The 16,140-nt window shown below is 55.0% G+C and carries 18 protein-coding genes; 11 read left to right on the top strand and 7 right to left on the bottom strand.

All coding sequences use genetic code 11. The features are described from left to right. Positions 1-57: 57 nt before the first annotated feature. The 3 genes from RUE5091_RS22195 to RUE5091_RS22190 all read left to right on the top strand — a co-directional run bounded on the left by RUE5091_RS22195 (position 58) and on the right by RUE5091_RS22190 (position 2,594). A complete protein-coding gene (locus RUE5091_RS22195) occupies positions 58-1,341 on the top strand; it encodes a glycerate kinase type-2 family protein (RefSeq protein WP_058284136.1) in 1,284 nt (427 codons plus the stop codon). 117 nt (positions 1,342-1,458) lie between these two features. Then, a complete protein-coding gene (locus RUE5091_RS23370; protein ID WP_165590828.1) occupies positions 1,459-1,617 on the top strand; it encodes a hypothetical protein in 159 nt (52 codons plus the stop codon). 320 nt (positions 1,618-1,937) lie between these two features. After that, on the top strand, positions 1,938-2,594 hold the full coding sequence (locus tag RUE5091_RS22190; RefSeq protein ID WP_058284135.1) for a helix-turn-helix domain-containing protein: 657 nt from the start codon (positions 1,938-1,940) through the stop codon (positions 2,592-2,594). On the opposite strand, the gene RUE5091_RS22185 is transcribed toward RUE5091_RS22190, so the two are convergent. Genes RUE5091_RS22185 through RUE5091_RS22165 form a run of 5 tightly spaced genes read right to left on the bottom strand, consistent with a single transcriptional unit; the run spans position 2,572 to position 6,935 of the window. Further along, positions 2,572-3,069 carry a GNAT family N-acetyltransferase gene (locus RUE5091_RS22185; RefSeq protein WP_058284134.1) on the bottom strand — a complete coding sequence of 166 codons (498 nt, stop codon included), beginning with the start codon at positions 3,067-3,069 and terminating at the stop codon, positions 2,572-2,574. The genes RUE5091_RS22190 and RUE5091_RS22185 overlap by 23 nt on opposite strands. Before the next feature lie 28 nt (positions 3,070-3,097). After that, positions 3,098-4,165 (bottom strand): heme-dependent oxidative N-demethylase family protein, encoded by a 1,068-nt coding sequence (locus tag RUE5091_RS22180; RefSeq protein WP_058284133.1) that lies wholly within the window; start codon positions 4,163-4,165, stop codon positions 3,098-3,100. Between the two features lie 13 nt (positions 4,166-4,178). Further along, a complete protein-coding gene (locus RUE5091_RS22175) occupies positions 4,179-5,141 on the bottom strand; it encodes a PDR/VanB family oxidoreductase (protein WP_058284132.1) in 963 nt (320 codons plus the stop codon). After that, entirely contained in the window at positions 5,138-5,734 is a 597-nt protein-coding gene (locus RUE5091_RS22170; protein ID WP_058284131.1) for a dimethylamine monooxygenase subunit DmmA family protein, read from the bottom strand. Before RUE5091_RS22170 ends, RUE5091_RS22175 begins: the two co-directional genes overlap by 4 nt. A 55-nt stretch (positions 5,735-5,789) precedes the next feature. Further along, entirely contained in the window at positions 5,790-6,935 is a 1,146-nt protein-coding gene (locus RUE5091_RS22165; protein ID WP_058284130.1) for an aminomethyl transferase family protein, read from the bottom strand. A gap of 342 nt (positions 6,936-7,277) precedes the next feature. On the opposite strand from RUE5091_RS22165, the gene RUE5091_RS22160 reads away from it, so the two are divergent. From RUE5091_RS22160 to RUE5091_RS22130, 7 genes are all read left to right on the top strand, one after another. After that, positions 7,278-8,651: an ammonium transporter gene (locus tag RUE5091_RS22160; protein WP_058284129.1), complete on the top strand. Its 1,374-nt coding sequence runs from the start codon at positions 7,278-7,280 to the stop codon at positions 8,649-8,651. 11 nt (positions 8,652-8,662) lie between these two features. Then, positions 8,663-8,878, top strand: coding sequence for a hypothetical protein (locus RUE5091_RS22155; RefSeq protein WP_058284128.1), 216 nt, complete (start codon positions 8,663-8,665; stop codon positions 8,876-8,878). Positions 8,879-9,024: 146 nt separating this feature from the next. Beyond that, entirely contained in the window at positions 9,025-9,954 is a 930-nt protein-coding gene (locus RUE5091_RS22150; protein ID WP_058284127.1) for a class II glutamine amidotransferase, read from the top strand. Position 9,955: 1 nt separating this feature from the next. Beyond that, on the top strand, positions 9,956-10,639 hold the full coding sequence (locus RUE5091_RS22145; RefSeq protein WP_058284126.1) for a GltB/FmdC/FwdC-like GXGXG domain-containing protein: 684 nt from the start codon (positions 9,956-9,958) through the stop codon (positions 10,637-10,639). A gap of 20 nt (positions 10,640-10,659) precedes the next feature. After that, on the top strand, positions 10,660-11,988 hold the full coding sequence (locus tag RUE5091_RS22140; protein WP_112297217.1) for an FMN-binding glutamate synthase family protein: 1,329 nt from the start codon (positions 10,660-10,662) through the stop codon (positions 11,986-11,988). A gap of 69 nt (positions 11,989-12,057) precedes the next feature. Then, positions 12,058-13,386, top strand: a complete 1,329-nt coding sequence (gene glnT / locus RUE5091_RS22135) for a type III glutamate--ammonia ligase (RefSeq protein WP_058284124.1) — start codon at positions 12,058-12,060, stop codon at positions 13,384-13,386. Positions 13,387-13,450: 64 nt separating this feature from the next. Further along, positions 13,451-14,161 (top strand): type 1 glutamine amidotransferase, encoded by a 711-nt coding sequence (locus RUE5091_RS22130; protein ID WP_058284123.1) that lies wholly within the window; start codon positions 13,451-13,453, stop codon positions 14,159-14,161. 10 nt (positions 14,162-14,171) lie between these two features. Here RUE5091_RS22130 and RUE5091_RS22125 read toward each other — a convergent pair whose 3' ends face one another. Beyond that, positions 14,172-14,606, bottom strand: coding sequence for a group II truncated hemoglobin (locus RUE5091_RS22125; protein ID WP_058284122.1), 435 nt, complete (start codon positions 14,604-14,606; stop codon positions 14,172-14,174). 141 nt (positions 14,607-14,747) lie between these two features. On the opposite strand from RUE5091_RS22125, the gene RUE5091_RS22120 reads away from it, so the two are divergent. Continuing rightward, the gene (locus RUE5091_RS22120; RefSeq protein WP_058284121.1) at positions 14,748-15,590 is read left to right on the top strand and encodes an EamA family transporter; all 843 of its coding nucleotides are present in this window, start codon (positions 14,748-14,750) and stop codon (positions 15,588-15,590) included. On the opposite strand, the gene RUE5091_RS22115 is transcribed toward RUE5091_RS22120, so the two are convergent. After that, positions 15,587-16,140: hypothetical protein (locus RUE5091_RS22115; protein ID WP_207383768.1), on the bottom strand; the 554-nt coding region annotated here is incomplete at its 5' end. The genes RUE5091_RS22120 and RUE5091_RS22115 overlap by 4 nt on opposite strands.

The raw sequence follows: 16,140 nt of genomic DNA, 5'->3' as shown, positions 1-16,140 counted from the left end.
GTCAGGCCGAAGTGCTGGTCGAAAAAGCAGGCCAGATCGCAGCAGCTTGATCGCATCATGACAGTGCAATCGTCCATATCGCTGCGCGGTAACGCCGCCGCCATCTTTGCCGAGGCCATCGCTGCGGCAGATCCAGCGCAGTCCCTGCGCCAACGGTTGCAATCAAACCCTTTGCCATCGCCAGAACAGGGCGGGCGCAGCATCCTAATCGCAATTGGGAAAGCTGCCCCCGCCATGATGAAGGAGGCACTGCAGCATGTTCAGGGTGATCACGTCGCCCTGATCGTAACCCATAGCGACAACCGGAGTGAAGTCCCCGGCGCGACGGTATTGACCAGCGGGCACCCCATCCCGGATGAACGCGGTTTGAAAGCCGGGCGACAGATCATCGCGTTGCTCAGCGCAGCACGTAAGCAGGATCAGGTCATTGCACTGATCTCTGGCGGGGGGTCGGCCTTGGTCCCCGCGCCTGTTGATGGTTTGACCCTTTCGGACAAAATCGCGGTCAATGAGGTTTTGCTGTCTTCGGGGCTGGACATCGTTCGGATGAACCTTGTGCGTCAGCACCTGAGCCAACTTAAAGGCGGCGGGTTTTTGCGGCACGGTTCACCTGCCTCGAGCACGGCGTATATCCTGTCGGATGTCATCGGTGATGACCTTCGGGCCGTAGCCAGCGGACCAACCGCCTTACCAATCGGCAGCCACGCAGACGCCCGCAGGACCTGCATCGAGACCGGTATTTGGCACCGGTTGCCAAAAGCCGCCCGTACCCACCTGGAGAAGAGTATTCCTGAACATGCCATGGCGGTTGAAGCGACAAATATCCTGATTGGGTCGAACAGGATTAGTCTTCAAGCCGCGTTTCGCTGTGCGATGCAGACCTACCGGGCTGAAATTGTTTCCGACGCGTTGATTGGAGACGTGTCCGATGCGGCCGAACAGATTTTCCGGGCAACCACGTCTGCCACTTTTGATCGCCCCACCGCCTTGCTATTTGGTGGTGAAACGACGGTACGCCTGAGAGGAACCGGTTGCGGCGGGCGCAATCAGGAATTGGCACTTCGCGTCGCCCAATTAGCGCACGAGCGCACAATACCCGGTAACTGGGTTTTTCTCAGCGGCGGTACGGATGGCCGCGACGGCCCAACACCGGCAGCTGGCGCGATAGTAGATGCAGGGACGCTCACCCGAATCCGCACGACGGGACATGACCCTGCCTCCCTGTTGGAAAGCAACGACAGTCATAAGGCTTTGTCGCTGTCGGGTGATCTTCTGATGACCGGAGCAACTGGAACCAATGTAGCTGACATTCAGGTATTCTTGCTTGGTACTAACGTGTGAAAGCGCGTGAAAAAATCGGCAGATCTTTAGATCCGTTTTAAGCGATCTTCGGGTTCCAAAGTGATCAATGGTGCAGAGGCGTCGTGACGTATACTTCAGGTCAACAAAGAGACCCTGATGTTCGAATTTCAAGTTGAGCAAGTGGCGGAGTTTCAAGCGCCAAAGGCTGCAAATTGGGGAAATCGGATTGTTGATGCGGTGCGATTAATTGCCGGAGCGCAATCAGGCTTCCGAAAGCCTAAGCAGGTAGCACGAACTGCTGTCGCCGGCCCGTAAACCGATAGCCTTGTTTGGCTCTTTCCCGCTTTTGGATTATGAAATGGCTGCGTTCAGCGAGAACATTCAGAATTATGGACGACCACGAACCCGGATTCAGTGTAATCTCGTTTGCTTTCCGCAACGGTGTTGTGATCGAGCTTAGGCATGCTATCGGTAAGCCGAAAAACCATTGGAATTCGATTGCTAGAATTTTTCTGCCAGCATGATTATTTTACTAACAGGAAAATATGATGCTATGGTAGTCCGAATTGGATTGGGTAATGCAGCTCGTTTTCTTGCGGAACCCTTTTGGACAAGTGTAGCAAGACATTGAAAGAATGAAATTGAAAAAAAACGACAAAGAAATGGCGACAAATCTGACACAGGACCCGCATTCTGTTCGCACAGGTGACAGAGAAAAAGTTCTTGAAGTTGCCATTGGTCGCGAGGTTCGTGCATTTCGCAAACAGCAGAATACTACGGTCGCGGAATTGGCTCAGCTGACTGGATTGTCGATTGGTATGTTGTCCAAGATCGAAAACGGTAACACATCGCCTTCCCTGACGACTCTGCAATCGCTTGCTGATGCGCTTTCGGTTCCTCTGACAAGCTTTTTCAGACAGTTTGAAGAACGTCGCGGGGCGGTTCATACCAAAGCCGGTGAAGGCGTTGAGTTGGAGCGCGAAGGAACACGGGCCAACCATCAATATAATCTGTTGGGACATATTGGTGCCAACGGTTCCGGCGTAATCGTAGAGCCCTACCTGATTACCCTGACCGTCGAATCCGACGTGTTCCCAACATTTCAACATGGTGGAATCGAGACGATTTACATGCTTGAGGGTGAGGTAGACTACCGACACGGTGACAAGATATACCCCCTGAAACCGGGTGACACCTTGTTCTTTGACGCTGACGCGCCGCATGGACCTGAACGGCTGGTCACCCTGCCAGCACGCTACATTTCAGTGATCAGTTATCCGCAGACAAACTGATCGGCTTGCGTAACAAGAAATCCGTGGGTCTGTCATAGCCGACGTGGCTGCCGGTACTTACGATTGTAAACCCAAGCCTTGAAAACACGCGGTGGTTTTCAGTGAGTTCTACGCGCGTTTCCAGTTCAAGCGCTGATAGGCCTAGGTCTGCTGCTCGGTTTGCAGCGTGCTCTACCAAAGTGCGGCAGATACCCTGCCCCCGAATTCCTTCCTTCACCGCCAGCTTTCCAAGGTACAAGCTGTCGACTTTGGGCGTCAAAAACATGCACGCGTAAAGCGGTTGACCGATGGCCCAGATTTCACCACCTCCCCTACAATGCGCCTGCATCCCTTCCACGGTTAGATTATGGATAGACGAAGGAGGGTTAATCCGGGCATCCATATAGCGAAATGACGCACGAAGCAGTGTAAGCGCATCATACAATGCGAAGTCATCGGACTGAATGAGCCAAGGTGTTTTGCCTGCATCAGTCATATGAGCAAAAACACGTCAAGATGATCGCTTACTTTGACAAAGGCGGTTCTGTTTCCAGATCCGGCCATATACCGGGAGAGGTCGGTAATCCATCGTCAAACTGACTAAGGTAGTCCAACATCATTGGGCGATTGTCGATGAACCCTTTGTAGGTGGCGAGTTCGACCGGAAGGTCGCGAACAACGCGGTGCAGGCGGCGACCCCATTTCGGCACCGTCATCAGATCTTGAAAACTACAAAGATAACAACGGATTGGAAATACTAGTGCGTTTGATCGCGGCAATCGGAAGAAGGTTTGCAACTCGACCCGAAGATGCTGTTTGTGGGCTATGTTTTCGGATGTCAGTGTTGTCTTCTGGATGCCCCATTTGTGATAGTTTTCCGGGCTGGTATCCAACAGCGGGTTCACTGTCATAGTCCAGTTAAGGCGCCGCGCCGGAGCCCCCTGTTGAATGTTCAACAGAAACTTCAGCGCACGCTTGAAAATCCCCATCTCATGGGCTTTTGGAACCGGTGCATGCCATTCGAAAAAGTTCATGCCGATGTCGAAATCCAGGCTCCAATCGGCCTGGGTCGTGACCATACCAGCGTCCATCCACAGCATCTCGTCCCGCTGATCCAGCACTGCGAAATCGCCTTGCGCCTGACGGGTAATGTACTCCATCGGCCCGTAAGGCAGCGTGGTTTCATCCATGAAGGTAAAGCTGTGATCTATTCCCAATGGTTTGTTGACCCATCGCCACTGGTTGCCGTTGCGATGCAGCTCGAACAAGTCCGGATAGTCTTCGGATTTGCTGACCATGATCAGTTCCAACAAATCCCAGCCCGCCAAGGTCATGTGCGGCAAAGACTGACAACGCAGCGGGTCTTGATCCAGAACAATCGCACGGTCTTTCATCTCGGACACGTAGTGTTCGTCCACATCAAACCGCATCTCGTAAACCGAACCTTTGGGTCCGCCCCGATGCTGCTCCATGTTGACCGAATACATGTAGCTGTCTTCGTGGAACGGAAACGGAAAGCGTTTGATCGCCCATTCAGAGTTATGGAACGTATAGTCGTCGCGGAAGGACTCGTCGTTGAATTGAATGGTCATGTTGGGCCTCCTCTCAGCGGTCCAGCACGAGGGACTTGCCCTCGAAACGCGATACGCAGGGCATGATCTTCTTGCCTGCTGCCTTTTCTTCGTCAGTCAGCCAGTGATCGCGATGAACAAAATTGCCGTCGTGATCCAACACAACGGTTTCGCATTGGCCACAGGCCCCGCCACGGCACAGATACGGGGCGTCGACACCTTCACGTTCGATGGCCTCAAGCAGGCTTTCGTTTTCACCCACATGAATGACCTTGTCGGAAGACGCCAGACGCACTTCGAATGGTTTGCCGGGCTGAGGTGCCAAGAACTCTTCGTAATGCACGCAATCTTCGGGCCAGCCTTCGGCGGCGGCAGTACTGCGTACCCAATCGATCATACCCTTGGGGCCGCAGACATAGACATGTGTGCCCAAGGGTTGCCCGCTGAGAAGGTTTTCCAAATCAATCGCCTGGCTCTGATCGTCGTAATACAGATGCGTTTCGATCGGATGCCTGCCCGTCAGTTGATCCGCATAGGATGCTAGCGCCTGATTGCGGCAGGCATAGTGCAGTTCCCAATGGCCGTGCAGCAGTTCGAGCTGTTTAATCTGCGCCAGAAACGGGGTAATCCCGATACCCCCGGCCAGAAACAGATGTTTGCGGGCCCGCAGATCTAGCGAGAATAGGTTGACCGGATAACTGATGGTCATCTCGTCGCCCAGCTTGACCTGACGGTGCATGAACAACGACCCTCCCCTGCCCTGATCGTCGCGCCGAACCGAGATCGTATAGGACGATTGATCGAACGGATCGGACATCAGGGAATAAGGGTTGAGCCGCGTGATGCCGCCATCCTGCATTTCGACCACAGTATGTGCACCACCCGAAAAGGTCGGCAACTGTCTGCCGTCAACGCGTTCAAACCGGAATCGCGTCACCAATTCGTTCAGCGGGGTAATTTCGGTCACTTTGACCTGAATTTTCTCGGCACCACTCATTCGTAAATCCCCTTCGGCTCGGGCACGTTACCATGGTCCTCAGCATCAACACGGACGCCTTGATAGGCGGCAAGACGGCGGGAATAGTGGTCGCGCACAAACAGGTTGAGACCACAGTGCGCGCAAACAAACGGGTCGACGTCGACATCTTCGGTGACACCTTTGCAATGTACACATTGCATCCGGCGAGCAACGGAACCGCGATGTTCTGTTTGAACCGCAGTATGCGGCAGACCGACGGCCATCACTTCGTTCATGGCCTGACCCATCATGCCTTCGGTGCCGGTCAGATAGACTTGTAAACCCATATGCGCGTCCTCGAGAACGCGACGAATACGATGCAGCGCGGCCGCATAAGAAGGACCTTCGTAGAACTGTGCGGGGTTTAGCGCCTGTAGCCTTTCCGAAAAATCCGTGCCTTTCGGTATGTAAATCAGATGGGTTTTAGCCATCAGATCAGGTGTCGCTATGTCAATTACTGCTTCGGCCCCCTCGGCCTCGGCGATCATAAGATGATGTTCACCTGAGCGAACCTCTAGCGTGCCCCAGACCGGGCGGCTTGCGATTGACTTGGGAAATTCGAACTTTGACATTGTGCCCTCAAAAAAGAAAAGAGCGCCACGAATTTATCGTCGCGCCCTCTGAGTATCAGCCCTTTGCGGTTCGGATGGCCTTGTCCCTGTCGTAGAACGGCATCTCTTCAGCTGTAGCCGCAATCTCGGTTCCGTCGCCATTGCGGACCGTCAGGTTTGTGCCCGGCGACGCACAGCCAACTGGCATTCGGGCGATACCCACGTTGTGATTGTTGATTTCAGAATACATGCCAAAGGTAACCACACCGACCTTTTCGCCGTTTTGCAGAAGGTCCGCACCTTCATCCGCCGGAGTGGTACCGTCCAGTTTGACACCGTAAATCTTGAACCGCTCTTTACCTTTCGAGGCGTAGTGGTTCTCGGCACCGATAAAACCAGTTTTGCCCGGTGAGACAGTAAATTCCAGGCCCAGTTCCCATAGCGTATCGCCGCATGTTTCATCGTCGAACGGATAGGTTTCCGAATTGTCGCCGGGATAGAACAGCAGGTAGCTTTCGGTGCGCAGCAAATCGAGTGTCGAAAACTGGACCGGAACAATGCCCATGTTCTTGCCTTCGGCCAGGATGTTGTCCCACAGATGCACGGCATGCTTGGCCTGACAGAAAATCTCATACCCACGCTCACCGGTGTAGCCTGTGCGCGAAATCATCACCGGGCAGCCATAGAGCTTTGTTTGCATGATGCCAAAATAGGCCAGATCACGAATTCCGGGAATGTGCTTGGCCAAGAAATCCACCGCAACCGGTCCTTGCAAAGACATATCGTGCATGTCGTCGTCAAAGATGATCGAACAGTTTTTGCCTGCCGCCACTGATGTTAGCTGCTCCATCCCCGTTCCCGTGCCATGCACGACAAGCCACGTGTTCACCGACAGGCGATAGATGATGCAATCGTCAACAAACTTGCCCTCGGGATTCAGGATCGACGCATAAGTCGACCTGCCCGGCATGATCTTTTCCACATTCCTCGTGGTAACGCGGTCAATGACATAAGCCGCATCTTCGCCGACCACGTGAACCTTTTTTAGACCCGACACATCCATCAGACCGGCCTTAGTGCGGATGGCTTCGTAGTCCGCTTTGGCGCGTTCCGGGCTATGGTCATAGAACCACGCGGTTCCCATACCGTTCCAGTCCTCAAGCTCGCCGCCGATCTCGGCATGGCGCTGCGCAAGGGCGGACGTCCTCCAAAGAATGGCCATTGTTCAGCTCTCCCGTTGATTGCTTTTTTGTTGACCATATTGAGGCCGATGTCAGATTGAAAATCAACACCCATGTGCAGATTTTTTTCCTGTTGGGAATATTAGACTGCAATTTGTGCACCCTAAGGCATATTATCGAGAATGGCATAAGTCGTTATTTATCAATGCCATGGGATGAAATTTGACGGGTCTGAAAGTGCATGAACCAAATGCCTAAAAGATGATTGCCCCACATATCTATTGACAGGTCGCCAATGAAATTGTCCCCTGAGTAGATAATTTTTCCCAGCAGGAAATTCTTCGCAGAAAGATCTCCTGCTGCAACAACAGGGAGACTACGAAGTGGATGGTAATCTAAATGCACTAACGACGGTCTTTACCGAGTTCTACTACTGGGTAACGGTCGTTTTCATGTTCCTGATCCATGTGGGCTTTTGCATGTACGAGGTCGGTGCCAGCCGTGCTCGCAACCATATGCACACATTGATGAAAAACATCATGATCATTCCGCTGGTAACGGTCACGTTCTTCTTCTTTGGGTGGTGGATTTACTGGGCCTTTCCGAACTTTCCGTTCTGGGGCGGATTGGATGCCGAAGCGGGCTCTGCCAATCTGCCCTGGGCTGATACGATGGCGACCAATTTGGGTGACAGAATCACCGGCGTCTTCTGGGCCGCGTTCTTGCTGTTCTCGTGGACGGCCGCCTCGATCGTTTCAGGTTCTGTAATCGAACGGATCAGATCTTCTGCCCTTTGGGTCCATGCTGTGATGATTGGTTCTGTCTGGTGGATCATAGACGCAGCATGGGGCTGGCACTATGGCGGCTGGATGGTACGCCTTCTTGGATACCATGATGCCTATGCTTCGGGCGTTATCCACGCAATTGCAGGTGGTTACGCGCTTGGCGTGATCATGGTTCTGGGTCCGCGCCTGGGTAAATTCGCCAAGGACGGTACACCCCGGGATATTCCGCCGCACAACCCCTGGCTGCTGACGATCGGGATATTCCTTATCTACACCGGATTCTGGGGCTTCTACGCCGCATGTAATGTTCCCGCGATCTCGCCTGAGGCAATCGACGGTCAGATTACCGGCGTTACGTGGACCGCAACCAACATCTATCTGGCCCCAACCACGCTTTCCGCGATTACCTTCAACTTCCTGATGTCACTGTCCGGCGGGTTGATGGCAGCGTATGTGGTTTCCAAAGGCGACGCCTTCTGGACATTCTCGGGCGGTCTGGCCGGAATTATCACCGCCTCGGCAGGCAACGATCTATATCACCCGATCCAGGCAATGATCATTGCCGCTATCGGTGTCGTGATCGTTTACAAACTGCACTATTGGGTTGAGCGTCGGTTCAAGCTGGATGATGCCGTTGGGGCTGTCGCCGTGCATGGCTACGCAGGGTTCGTTGGCTTGGTGATTTCGGGCTTTGTCCTCTGGGGTGTGCCTTCTTCTCCATATGAAGGCTACGCAACGATTAACCCGGTCGGTCAAATCACTGGTGCTGTCATCATGTTCTTTGTTCTTGGCTTCTTGCCAGGTTGGATTCTGGCGAAAATTCAATCGGCCGCTGGTGTTCTGCGCATCCCGGAAGAAGTTGAACTTCAGGGTCTCGATTACGCTGAACACCATGCCTACGAAGACGCCAAAGCCGCGATTATTGCAGCCGACAAGGAAGAACTGGCTGCCCGTGGCGTAGCAGCTAAGTAAGGGAGAAAGATATGTCTACAAATGGATATACAAACTGGGCCGTGGATCTGGCCGAAGTTGGACCAATCTACCCCTTCCAAGGTTACGAAGTTCTGATGGTCATTGTCGGCGTCGTATTCTGGATCGGCTGGCATCGCATCCAATTTGTCCGAGAAGGTGAACACCTTGAGAAGGCCCGCCACACCGGCGACGCAGAAAAAGTGAAAGCACAGCTGGAACGATACTGATCCAGCTTTGAAAGCTGGCAATGGGCATAAATCTAAATTCTTGCCCATTGCCTGTTAGGAAAAATTATTTCCTATGATTATTGATATCCGTTTGAATTGTTGGTACCGCAAAATCATAGCGAAACACACAAGGAGATCTGCCAGTCATGTGCGGAATTGTTGGATTATTCCTCAAAGACCAGTCTCTTGCGCCCCAACTGGGCAATATGCTGACAGACATGCTGATCACGATGACGGATCGCGGCCCCGACAGCGCGGGGATTGCGGTTTATGGTGAGGAATCAGGTGGTAAGACCAAGGTGACACTGCAGTCGCCCAATCCCAAGGACGACTTTGCCAGTCTAGCCGAAGAGCTGGGGCAGCACTTGGGCGCGGTTGTAAGCCAGACTGATAATGACACGCACACTGTGCTGGACGTTCCGGCCGGGCAGTTTGAAGCGGCCCGGGCCGCGTTGGCAGAAATCCGGCCTTCAGTCCGGATCATGAGCCGGGGTGAGATGCTGGAGATCTACAAGGAAGTTGGCCTCCCCAAAGACGTGGCCGCGCGCTTTGACATCAGCAGCTTGAGCGGCACGCACGGCATTGGTCATACCCGTATGGCAACGGAATCTGCGGTCACGACGATGGGTGCGCACCCGTTCAACACCGGGCCCGATCAGTGTTTGGTTCACAACGGCTCGCTGTCAAACCACAACTCGCTGCGCCGCAAATTGCGTCGCGAAGGAGTGGTGATCCAAACCGAAAACGATACCGAGGTCGGAGCCGCCTATCTGACTTGGAAAATGATGAACGGTGCCAGCCTAGGTGAGGCGCTGGAAAGCAGCCTTGAGGATCTTGATGGGTTCTTCACCTTTGTCGTCGGCACCAAGGATGGGTTCGGCGTGGTCCGCGACCCAATTGCCTGCAAACCGGCAGTGATGGCGGAGACCGATCAATACGTGGCCTTTGGCAGCGAATATCGGGCGCTTGTGAACCTGCCCGGCATTGAAGATGCCCGCGTCTGGGAGCCGGAGCCCGCAACGGTTTACTTCTGGTCCCACAACGACAGCCCGACAACGACGGAAAAGGCCGCCTGACATGCAGACCTATGATCTTGAAGCAAACGGCCTGCGCGGGCTGAACGCAACGTTGCAATCGCAATCCACCGAAACGAACCAAACCAGCTGGGAGGTTGTGAACCCCAAGGGCAGCCACGCGATTGCCGTCGGGCTGGACGCGCCAATCGAGGTGACGGTCAAGGGTTCCACCGGCTACTACTGCGCCGGCATGAACCAGCAGGCGACGGTCAAGGTTGAAGGCTCGGTCGGGCCCGGCGTGGCCGAGAACATGATGTCCGGTCAGGTGATCGTCGATGGCGATGCCAGCCAGTATGCCGGGGCCACGGGTCATGGCGGATTGCTTGTGATAAAGGGCAATGCCAGCTCGCGTTGCGGAATTTCAATGAAAGGCATCGACATCGTGGTGCACGGCAATATCGGCCACATGTCGGCCTTTATGGCACAGGCCGGTAACCTTGTGGTCTGTGGTGATGCAGGCGACGCGCTTGGGGACTCGCTCTATGAGGCGCGACTGTTCGTGCGCGGCTCGGTCAAAAGCCTCGGCGCTGACTGCGTCGAAAAAGAGATGCGCCCCGAGCACCTGGAGATTCTGAAGGACCTGCTGGATCGCGCAGGCGCGGATGCAAGTCCGGAAGAATTCAAACGATACGGCTCAGCTCGCCAACTGTACAACTTCGACGTCGATAACGCCGCCGCTTACTGAGGACAAAGGGTATGAAAGATATGGACGATCAGATCCCCCGCACCCTGCCGATCCAGTCGGCGACATTCACCAACCCGATCAACGCGGAAATCCGCCGTGCCGCAGCCACCGGGATCTACGACATCCGCGGTGGCGGTGCCAAGCGCAAGGTGCCACATTTTGACGACCTGCTGTTTCTGGGCGCGTCGGTGTCACGGTATCCGTTGGAAGGTTATCGCGAACGCTGCGACACCTCGGTGACACTGGGCACGCGCTTTGCCAAGAAGCCGATCGAACTGGACATTCCGATAACCATTGCGGGCATGAGCTTTGGCGCTCTCTCTGGCCCGGCGAAAGAAGCTCTGGGCCGGGGCGCATCGGCAGCTGGCACGTCGACCACCACCGGTGACGGCGGCATGACGCCCGAGGAACGCGGTCACTCCAGCAAGCTGGTCTATCAGTATCTGCCCTCGCGTTATGGCATGAACCCGAACGACCTGAGGAAGGCCGACGCGATCGAGATCGTGGTCGGTCAGGGCGCCAAACCCGGTGGCGGAGGTATGCTGCTGGGACAGAAGATTAGCGACCGTGTGGCCGAGATGCGCACCTTGCCCAAGGGTATCGACCAGCGCTCGGCGTGTCGCCATCCTGACTGGACCGGCCCGGATGATCTGGAAATCAAGATCCTCGAATTGCGTGAGATTACAGACTGGCAAGTGCCGATCTATGTCAAGGTTGGCGCGACCCGCCCCTATTATGATACGGCTCTGGCTGTAAAGGCCGGTGCCGACGTGGTGGTGATGGACGGGATGCAGGGCGGTACGGCCGCGACTCAGGACGTCTTTATCGAACATGTGGGCCTACCGACGCTTTCGTGCATTCGCCCTGCTGTGCAGGCGCTGCAGGATCTGGGTGTGCATCGCGAGGTTCAGCTGGTGATCTCGGGCGGAATCCGCACCGGAGCCGATGTTGCCAAAGCTTTGGCGCTTGGCGCGGATGCGGTGGCTATTGGCACCGCCGCGCTGGTGGCGCTTGGCGACAACGACCCGAAATGGGAAGCTGAGTATCAGAAGCTGGGCACTACTACCGGAGCCTATGACGATTGGCACGAAGGTCAGGACCCAGCAGGTATCACTACGCAGGATCCCGATCTCGCCGCCCGTCTGAACCCGGTCGAGGCCGGACGCCGTCTGCGCAACTATCTCAAGGTGATGACGCTTGAGGCGCAGACCATCGCGCGAGCCTGTGGTCACAACCACTTGCACAACCTCGAACCCGAAGACCTGTGCGCCCTGACCATGGAGGCAGCCGCAATGGCACGAGTGCCATTGGCCGGGACCAGCTGGTACCCGGGCAAAGAAGGGTTCTGAAAATTAATTGCGCGGCTCTCTGACGAGAGCCGCGTTTAGCATTTGAACAACAGGGAAAGGAAAGCCATCGTGACGACAGATCTCGCAGCTTTCGCAAAAGAAAAAGGCGTCAAATACTTCATGATCTCTTTCACCGACCTGTTCGGTGGGCAGCGGGCTAAGCTGGTTCCCGCACAGGCGATAGCCGACATGCAAGAAGATGGCGCGGGTTTTGCCGGGTTTGCTACCTGGTTGGACATGACCCCGGCGCATCCTGACATGTTGGCGGTGCCGGACCCGTCGTCGGTGATCCAGTTGCCCTGGAAGCCCGAGGTAGCTTGGGTTGCTGGCAATTGCGTGATGGAAGGTAAGGACGTCGCCCAGGCACCACGCAACGTGCTGCGACGCCTGATCGGTGAGGCCGCTGAAATGGGCATGCATGTCAAGACCGGCATCGAAGCCGAGTTCTTCCTGTTGACCCCCGACGGCGAGCAAATCAGCGATCCGTTCGATACCGCCGAAAAGCCCTGCTATGATCAGCAGGCGGTGATGCGCCGCTATGACGTGGTGCGTGAGATCTGCGACTACATGCTGGAATTGGGCTGGGGACCCTATCAGAACGACCACGAAGACGCCAATGGCCAGTTCGAGATGAACTGGGAGTTTGACGATGTTCTGAAAACCGCCGATAAGCACTCGTTCTTCAAGTTCATGACCAAATCGGTGGCCGAAAAGCACGGGCTACGAGCCACCTTCATGCCCAAACCAGTCGAAGGGCTGACCGGCAATGGCTGCCATGCTCATATCTCGGTCTGGGATGCACCCGGGGCCGACTCCAAAACCAACGTCTTTGCCGGCGAAGGCGACGGACCCACTGGCGAGGTTGGCTTAGGCGAACAGGGCAAATACTTCCTGGGCGGCATCATGAAACATGCAAGCGCGCTGGCGGCTATCACCAACCCGACCGTGAACAGCTACAAGCGCATCAACGCGCCGCGCACCATGTCGGGCGCTACTTGGGCACCCAATACCGTGACCTGGACCGGCAATAACCGCACTCACATGGTCCGAGTTCCGGGACCCGGCCGTTTCGAGTTGCGTCTGGCCGACGGGGCCACCAACCCCTATCTGCTGCAGGCGGTCATCATCGCCGCAGGCCTGTCCGGTATACGCTCGATGGCCGATCCGGGAAGGCGTTGGGACATTGACATGTATGCCGAAGGACACACCGTCACTGACGCTCCTAAACTGCCGCTGAACATGCTCGACGGATTACGCGAATACGACAACGATACTGAGCTGAAAGCCATGATGGGTCAGGAATTCTCAAGCGCATTCCTCAAGATGAAACACCAGGAATGGAATTCCTTCGTCAGCCATTTTTCAAGATGGGAAAAAGACCACACACTCGACATCTAAACAAATCAGGGGCTGCAAACATTTTGCTGCCCCACCCCTTCGGTCAGACGGAGACCCGCACCTCGTGAACATTCTGATTTTCCAGCATACGCCAGGCGAAAACCCCGGAGCGTTTCTGGAGCACATTTCGTCATGTGGTGATACGGCGAGTATTGTGCATTTCTATGATGGTCAACCGATCCCGCAGCTCGACGAATTTGATTTGCTTCTTGTTCTGGGCGGTCCGATGGACGTCTGGGAAATCGAAGCACATCCATGGCTTGTCCGTGAAAAGCAAGCAATCAGGACCTGGGTCCAAGACCTCAAACGTCCTTACTTTGGTATTTGTCTTGGCCACCAACTTTTGGTTGACGCGATGGGTGGGAAATGCGCACCCATGCAAAAGCCCGAGATCGGTGTGCATTCCATCAATCTGACTGGTAACACGCGGGGTGATCCGCTGTTCGAGCTCTTGCGTCATCAGTTCCGGGTGATTCAATGGCATGGAGTTGAAGCTGTTGATCTGCCAGCCGACTCATCAATTCTGGCACAATCTGATGCCTGTGCTGTTCAGGCCTTAAGGGTTTCGGACTGTGCGTGGGGTGTACAATTTCACCCCGAGCTTGTTCAGGGCACGATCAAATCGTGGATGAGCGATCCCGCCAACCATCAATGCGCTGTTGATTGGCTAGGCTCCGCAGATGCAGCGTGGGAAATGGTCTCTGACAGCGACCAAATAGTTGAAGAACAATTTAGGATAACATCCAGCTTCTATAACAGATTGCGACAGGTCTGATCACACGCGATCAACCGGGAACTTCAAGGTTCTTTTCGCGATCTGTTTCAACCCTCCAATCGGGGACATCGTTAACGAGCATCAAAGCCGCGCGGCGCAGCGTTATTCGCATTTTGTCCACCACTGGACCGTCCATTTCGCAATCTGCCAACGCGGCGTCAAAAGTTTCCAGCCAAAGCTCGGCGTCCGCTTCACGTATCGGCACATGCGCGTGGATTTCTCGCAAGTCCATATGACCAAATCGCTCACGATAATATGCACGACCGCCCAAAAAACCGCTCAGAAATTCGAACTGCGCCTGTCTTGTATGAGATAATCCATGACCGCGAAAATGTAGCCTGTGCAGCGAATGCACCGCCGGGTCGGTCTCCATTCGGTCGTAGAACCGCTCAACAAGAGTCCGCAGCTTTTCTTCACCACCGAGTTGATCCAAAGCCGACGATATTGGTCTCTTCTCCGAGTTGCCGCAGTCAATAAATATTGCATATCAGGAAAATAAGTTTATCACCAGTGACATGTTGGCGCGGTTGATCTTGAGAGTAGGATACAAAATTTCCGGGCATTCCCAGTTGCGCGAGGCGACCGGATGAGCGCCCTTGCTCTGGGTCTGCTGGCAGCTTTGTGCTGGGGTTTTCACGATCTTGCTGTGCGATATGTCAGCCAGTCCGTGAGCGTCATTGCCGCATTGATGACCGTGCTGGTCGCTGGGGCACTGTTACAGTTCAGTCTTGTTGCAGTCTGGGCTGGATTCGCCCCCATGCCCGCCAAAGCAGTATCCTACGCAGTTGTAGCAGGCGGCTTTTATTTGTTGGCTGGCCTCAGTATGTATGCTGCATTTCAACGCGGGCCTGTACGTCTCGTCGCTCCGCTTGTCGCCAGCTATCCGGTCTTGTCTGTCACACTTGCGATATGGCGCGGTTCCGAGGTCAGCATCTGGCAATGGCTGGCGATCATTGCCATTGGTGTCGGCGTGTCCATTGTATCGACCCGATCCGACGACGGTACGGAATACCCTGCCGGCGGGCCGACGATTGCCTTTTCCATACTCGCTGCAATCGGGTTCGCTGCAACGTTCGCTTTGGGTCAGTATGCAGCCGAACTGGGCGACGAGTTCACTGTTTCACTGATTGGCCGTCTGACCGCTATCCCTGTGCTGGCGGTAATCGCCATTGCATCTCGCAAACCGCTTTGGCCGGGCACACGAGCCCTGCCCCTGTTGTGCCTGATGGGAGCGCTCGATGCGGTGGCAATTCTGTGCGTCGTGTCCGCCGGTGGGTTACCTAATGCCCAATACGCGTCCGTTGCAGCCTCGATCTTCGGGTTGTTGACCGTTGTTTTGGCCTGGGCAATTTTGAGAGAGGAAATGGCTTTTTTTCAATGGCTTGGATGCATCATCGCTTTTGTTGGAATTGGATATCTCGCGATCTAAGCATCTCCCTTATCCAGCGCAACCCTATGGGCCTGATGGGCTGTAATCGCACTGTTTAATACGCAATCAACTTCGCCCGGACGAACGGGTCCGGGATAGTGCCATGCGCCGGGGCGAATGAGGTCTTTGTGTCCCAGTAATTCACTTCGCAGGTTGAGTACGTCAATATGCGCAGGCGCGTCAGGCAAAAGAAGGACAGCATAGATATCCACCGCGTCGTTTAGCTGTTTAATCTGAGTTCGACATTCGCCCTGCGACATATCTTTGCCCCAGAATTGCTGATCCACTGCCATGTCTGTTTGTGCCGTGCGGGCTATCAAAGCACGGACGCGCGCAACATTCGTCGAAGAGTGGCCAATTGATACAATCACTATACGCATGGCGCGGCCCGCCAATCGCCAATATTGTAGCACTTTGGAACTAGCCGACTTGCCACCGCCTGAGTGAAGAGCGGCAGCAAATCTCAAGCCGTCAGACCTTCGGGCTCTGGCAAGGCATTTGCGCGGCAGCAGGCGGTCAGTGTGTTGGCCAGCAGGCAGGCGATGGTCAT

Origin of the sequence: Ruegeria denitrificans, assembly GCF_001458295.1 — a bacterium.
Lineage (GTDB): Bacteria > Pseudomonadota > Alphaproteobacteria > Rhodobacterales > Rhodobacteraceae > Ruegeria > Ruegeria denitrificans.
The sequence above is the reverse complement of the archived record's forward strand: the minus strand, read 5'-3'. Positions and strand labels throughout refer to the sequence as shown.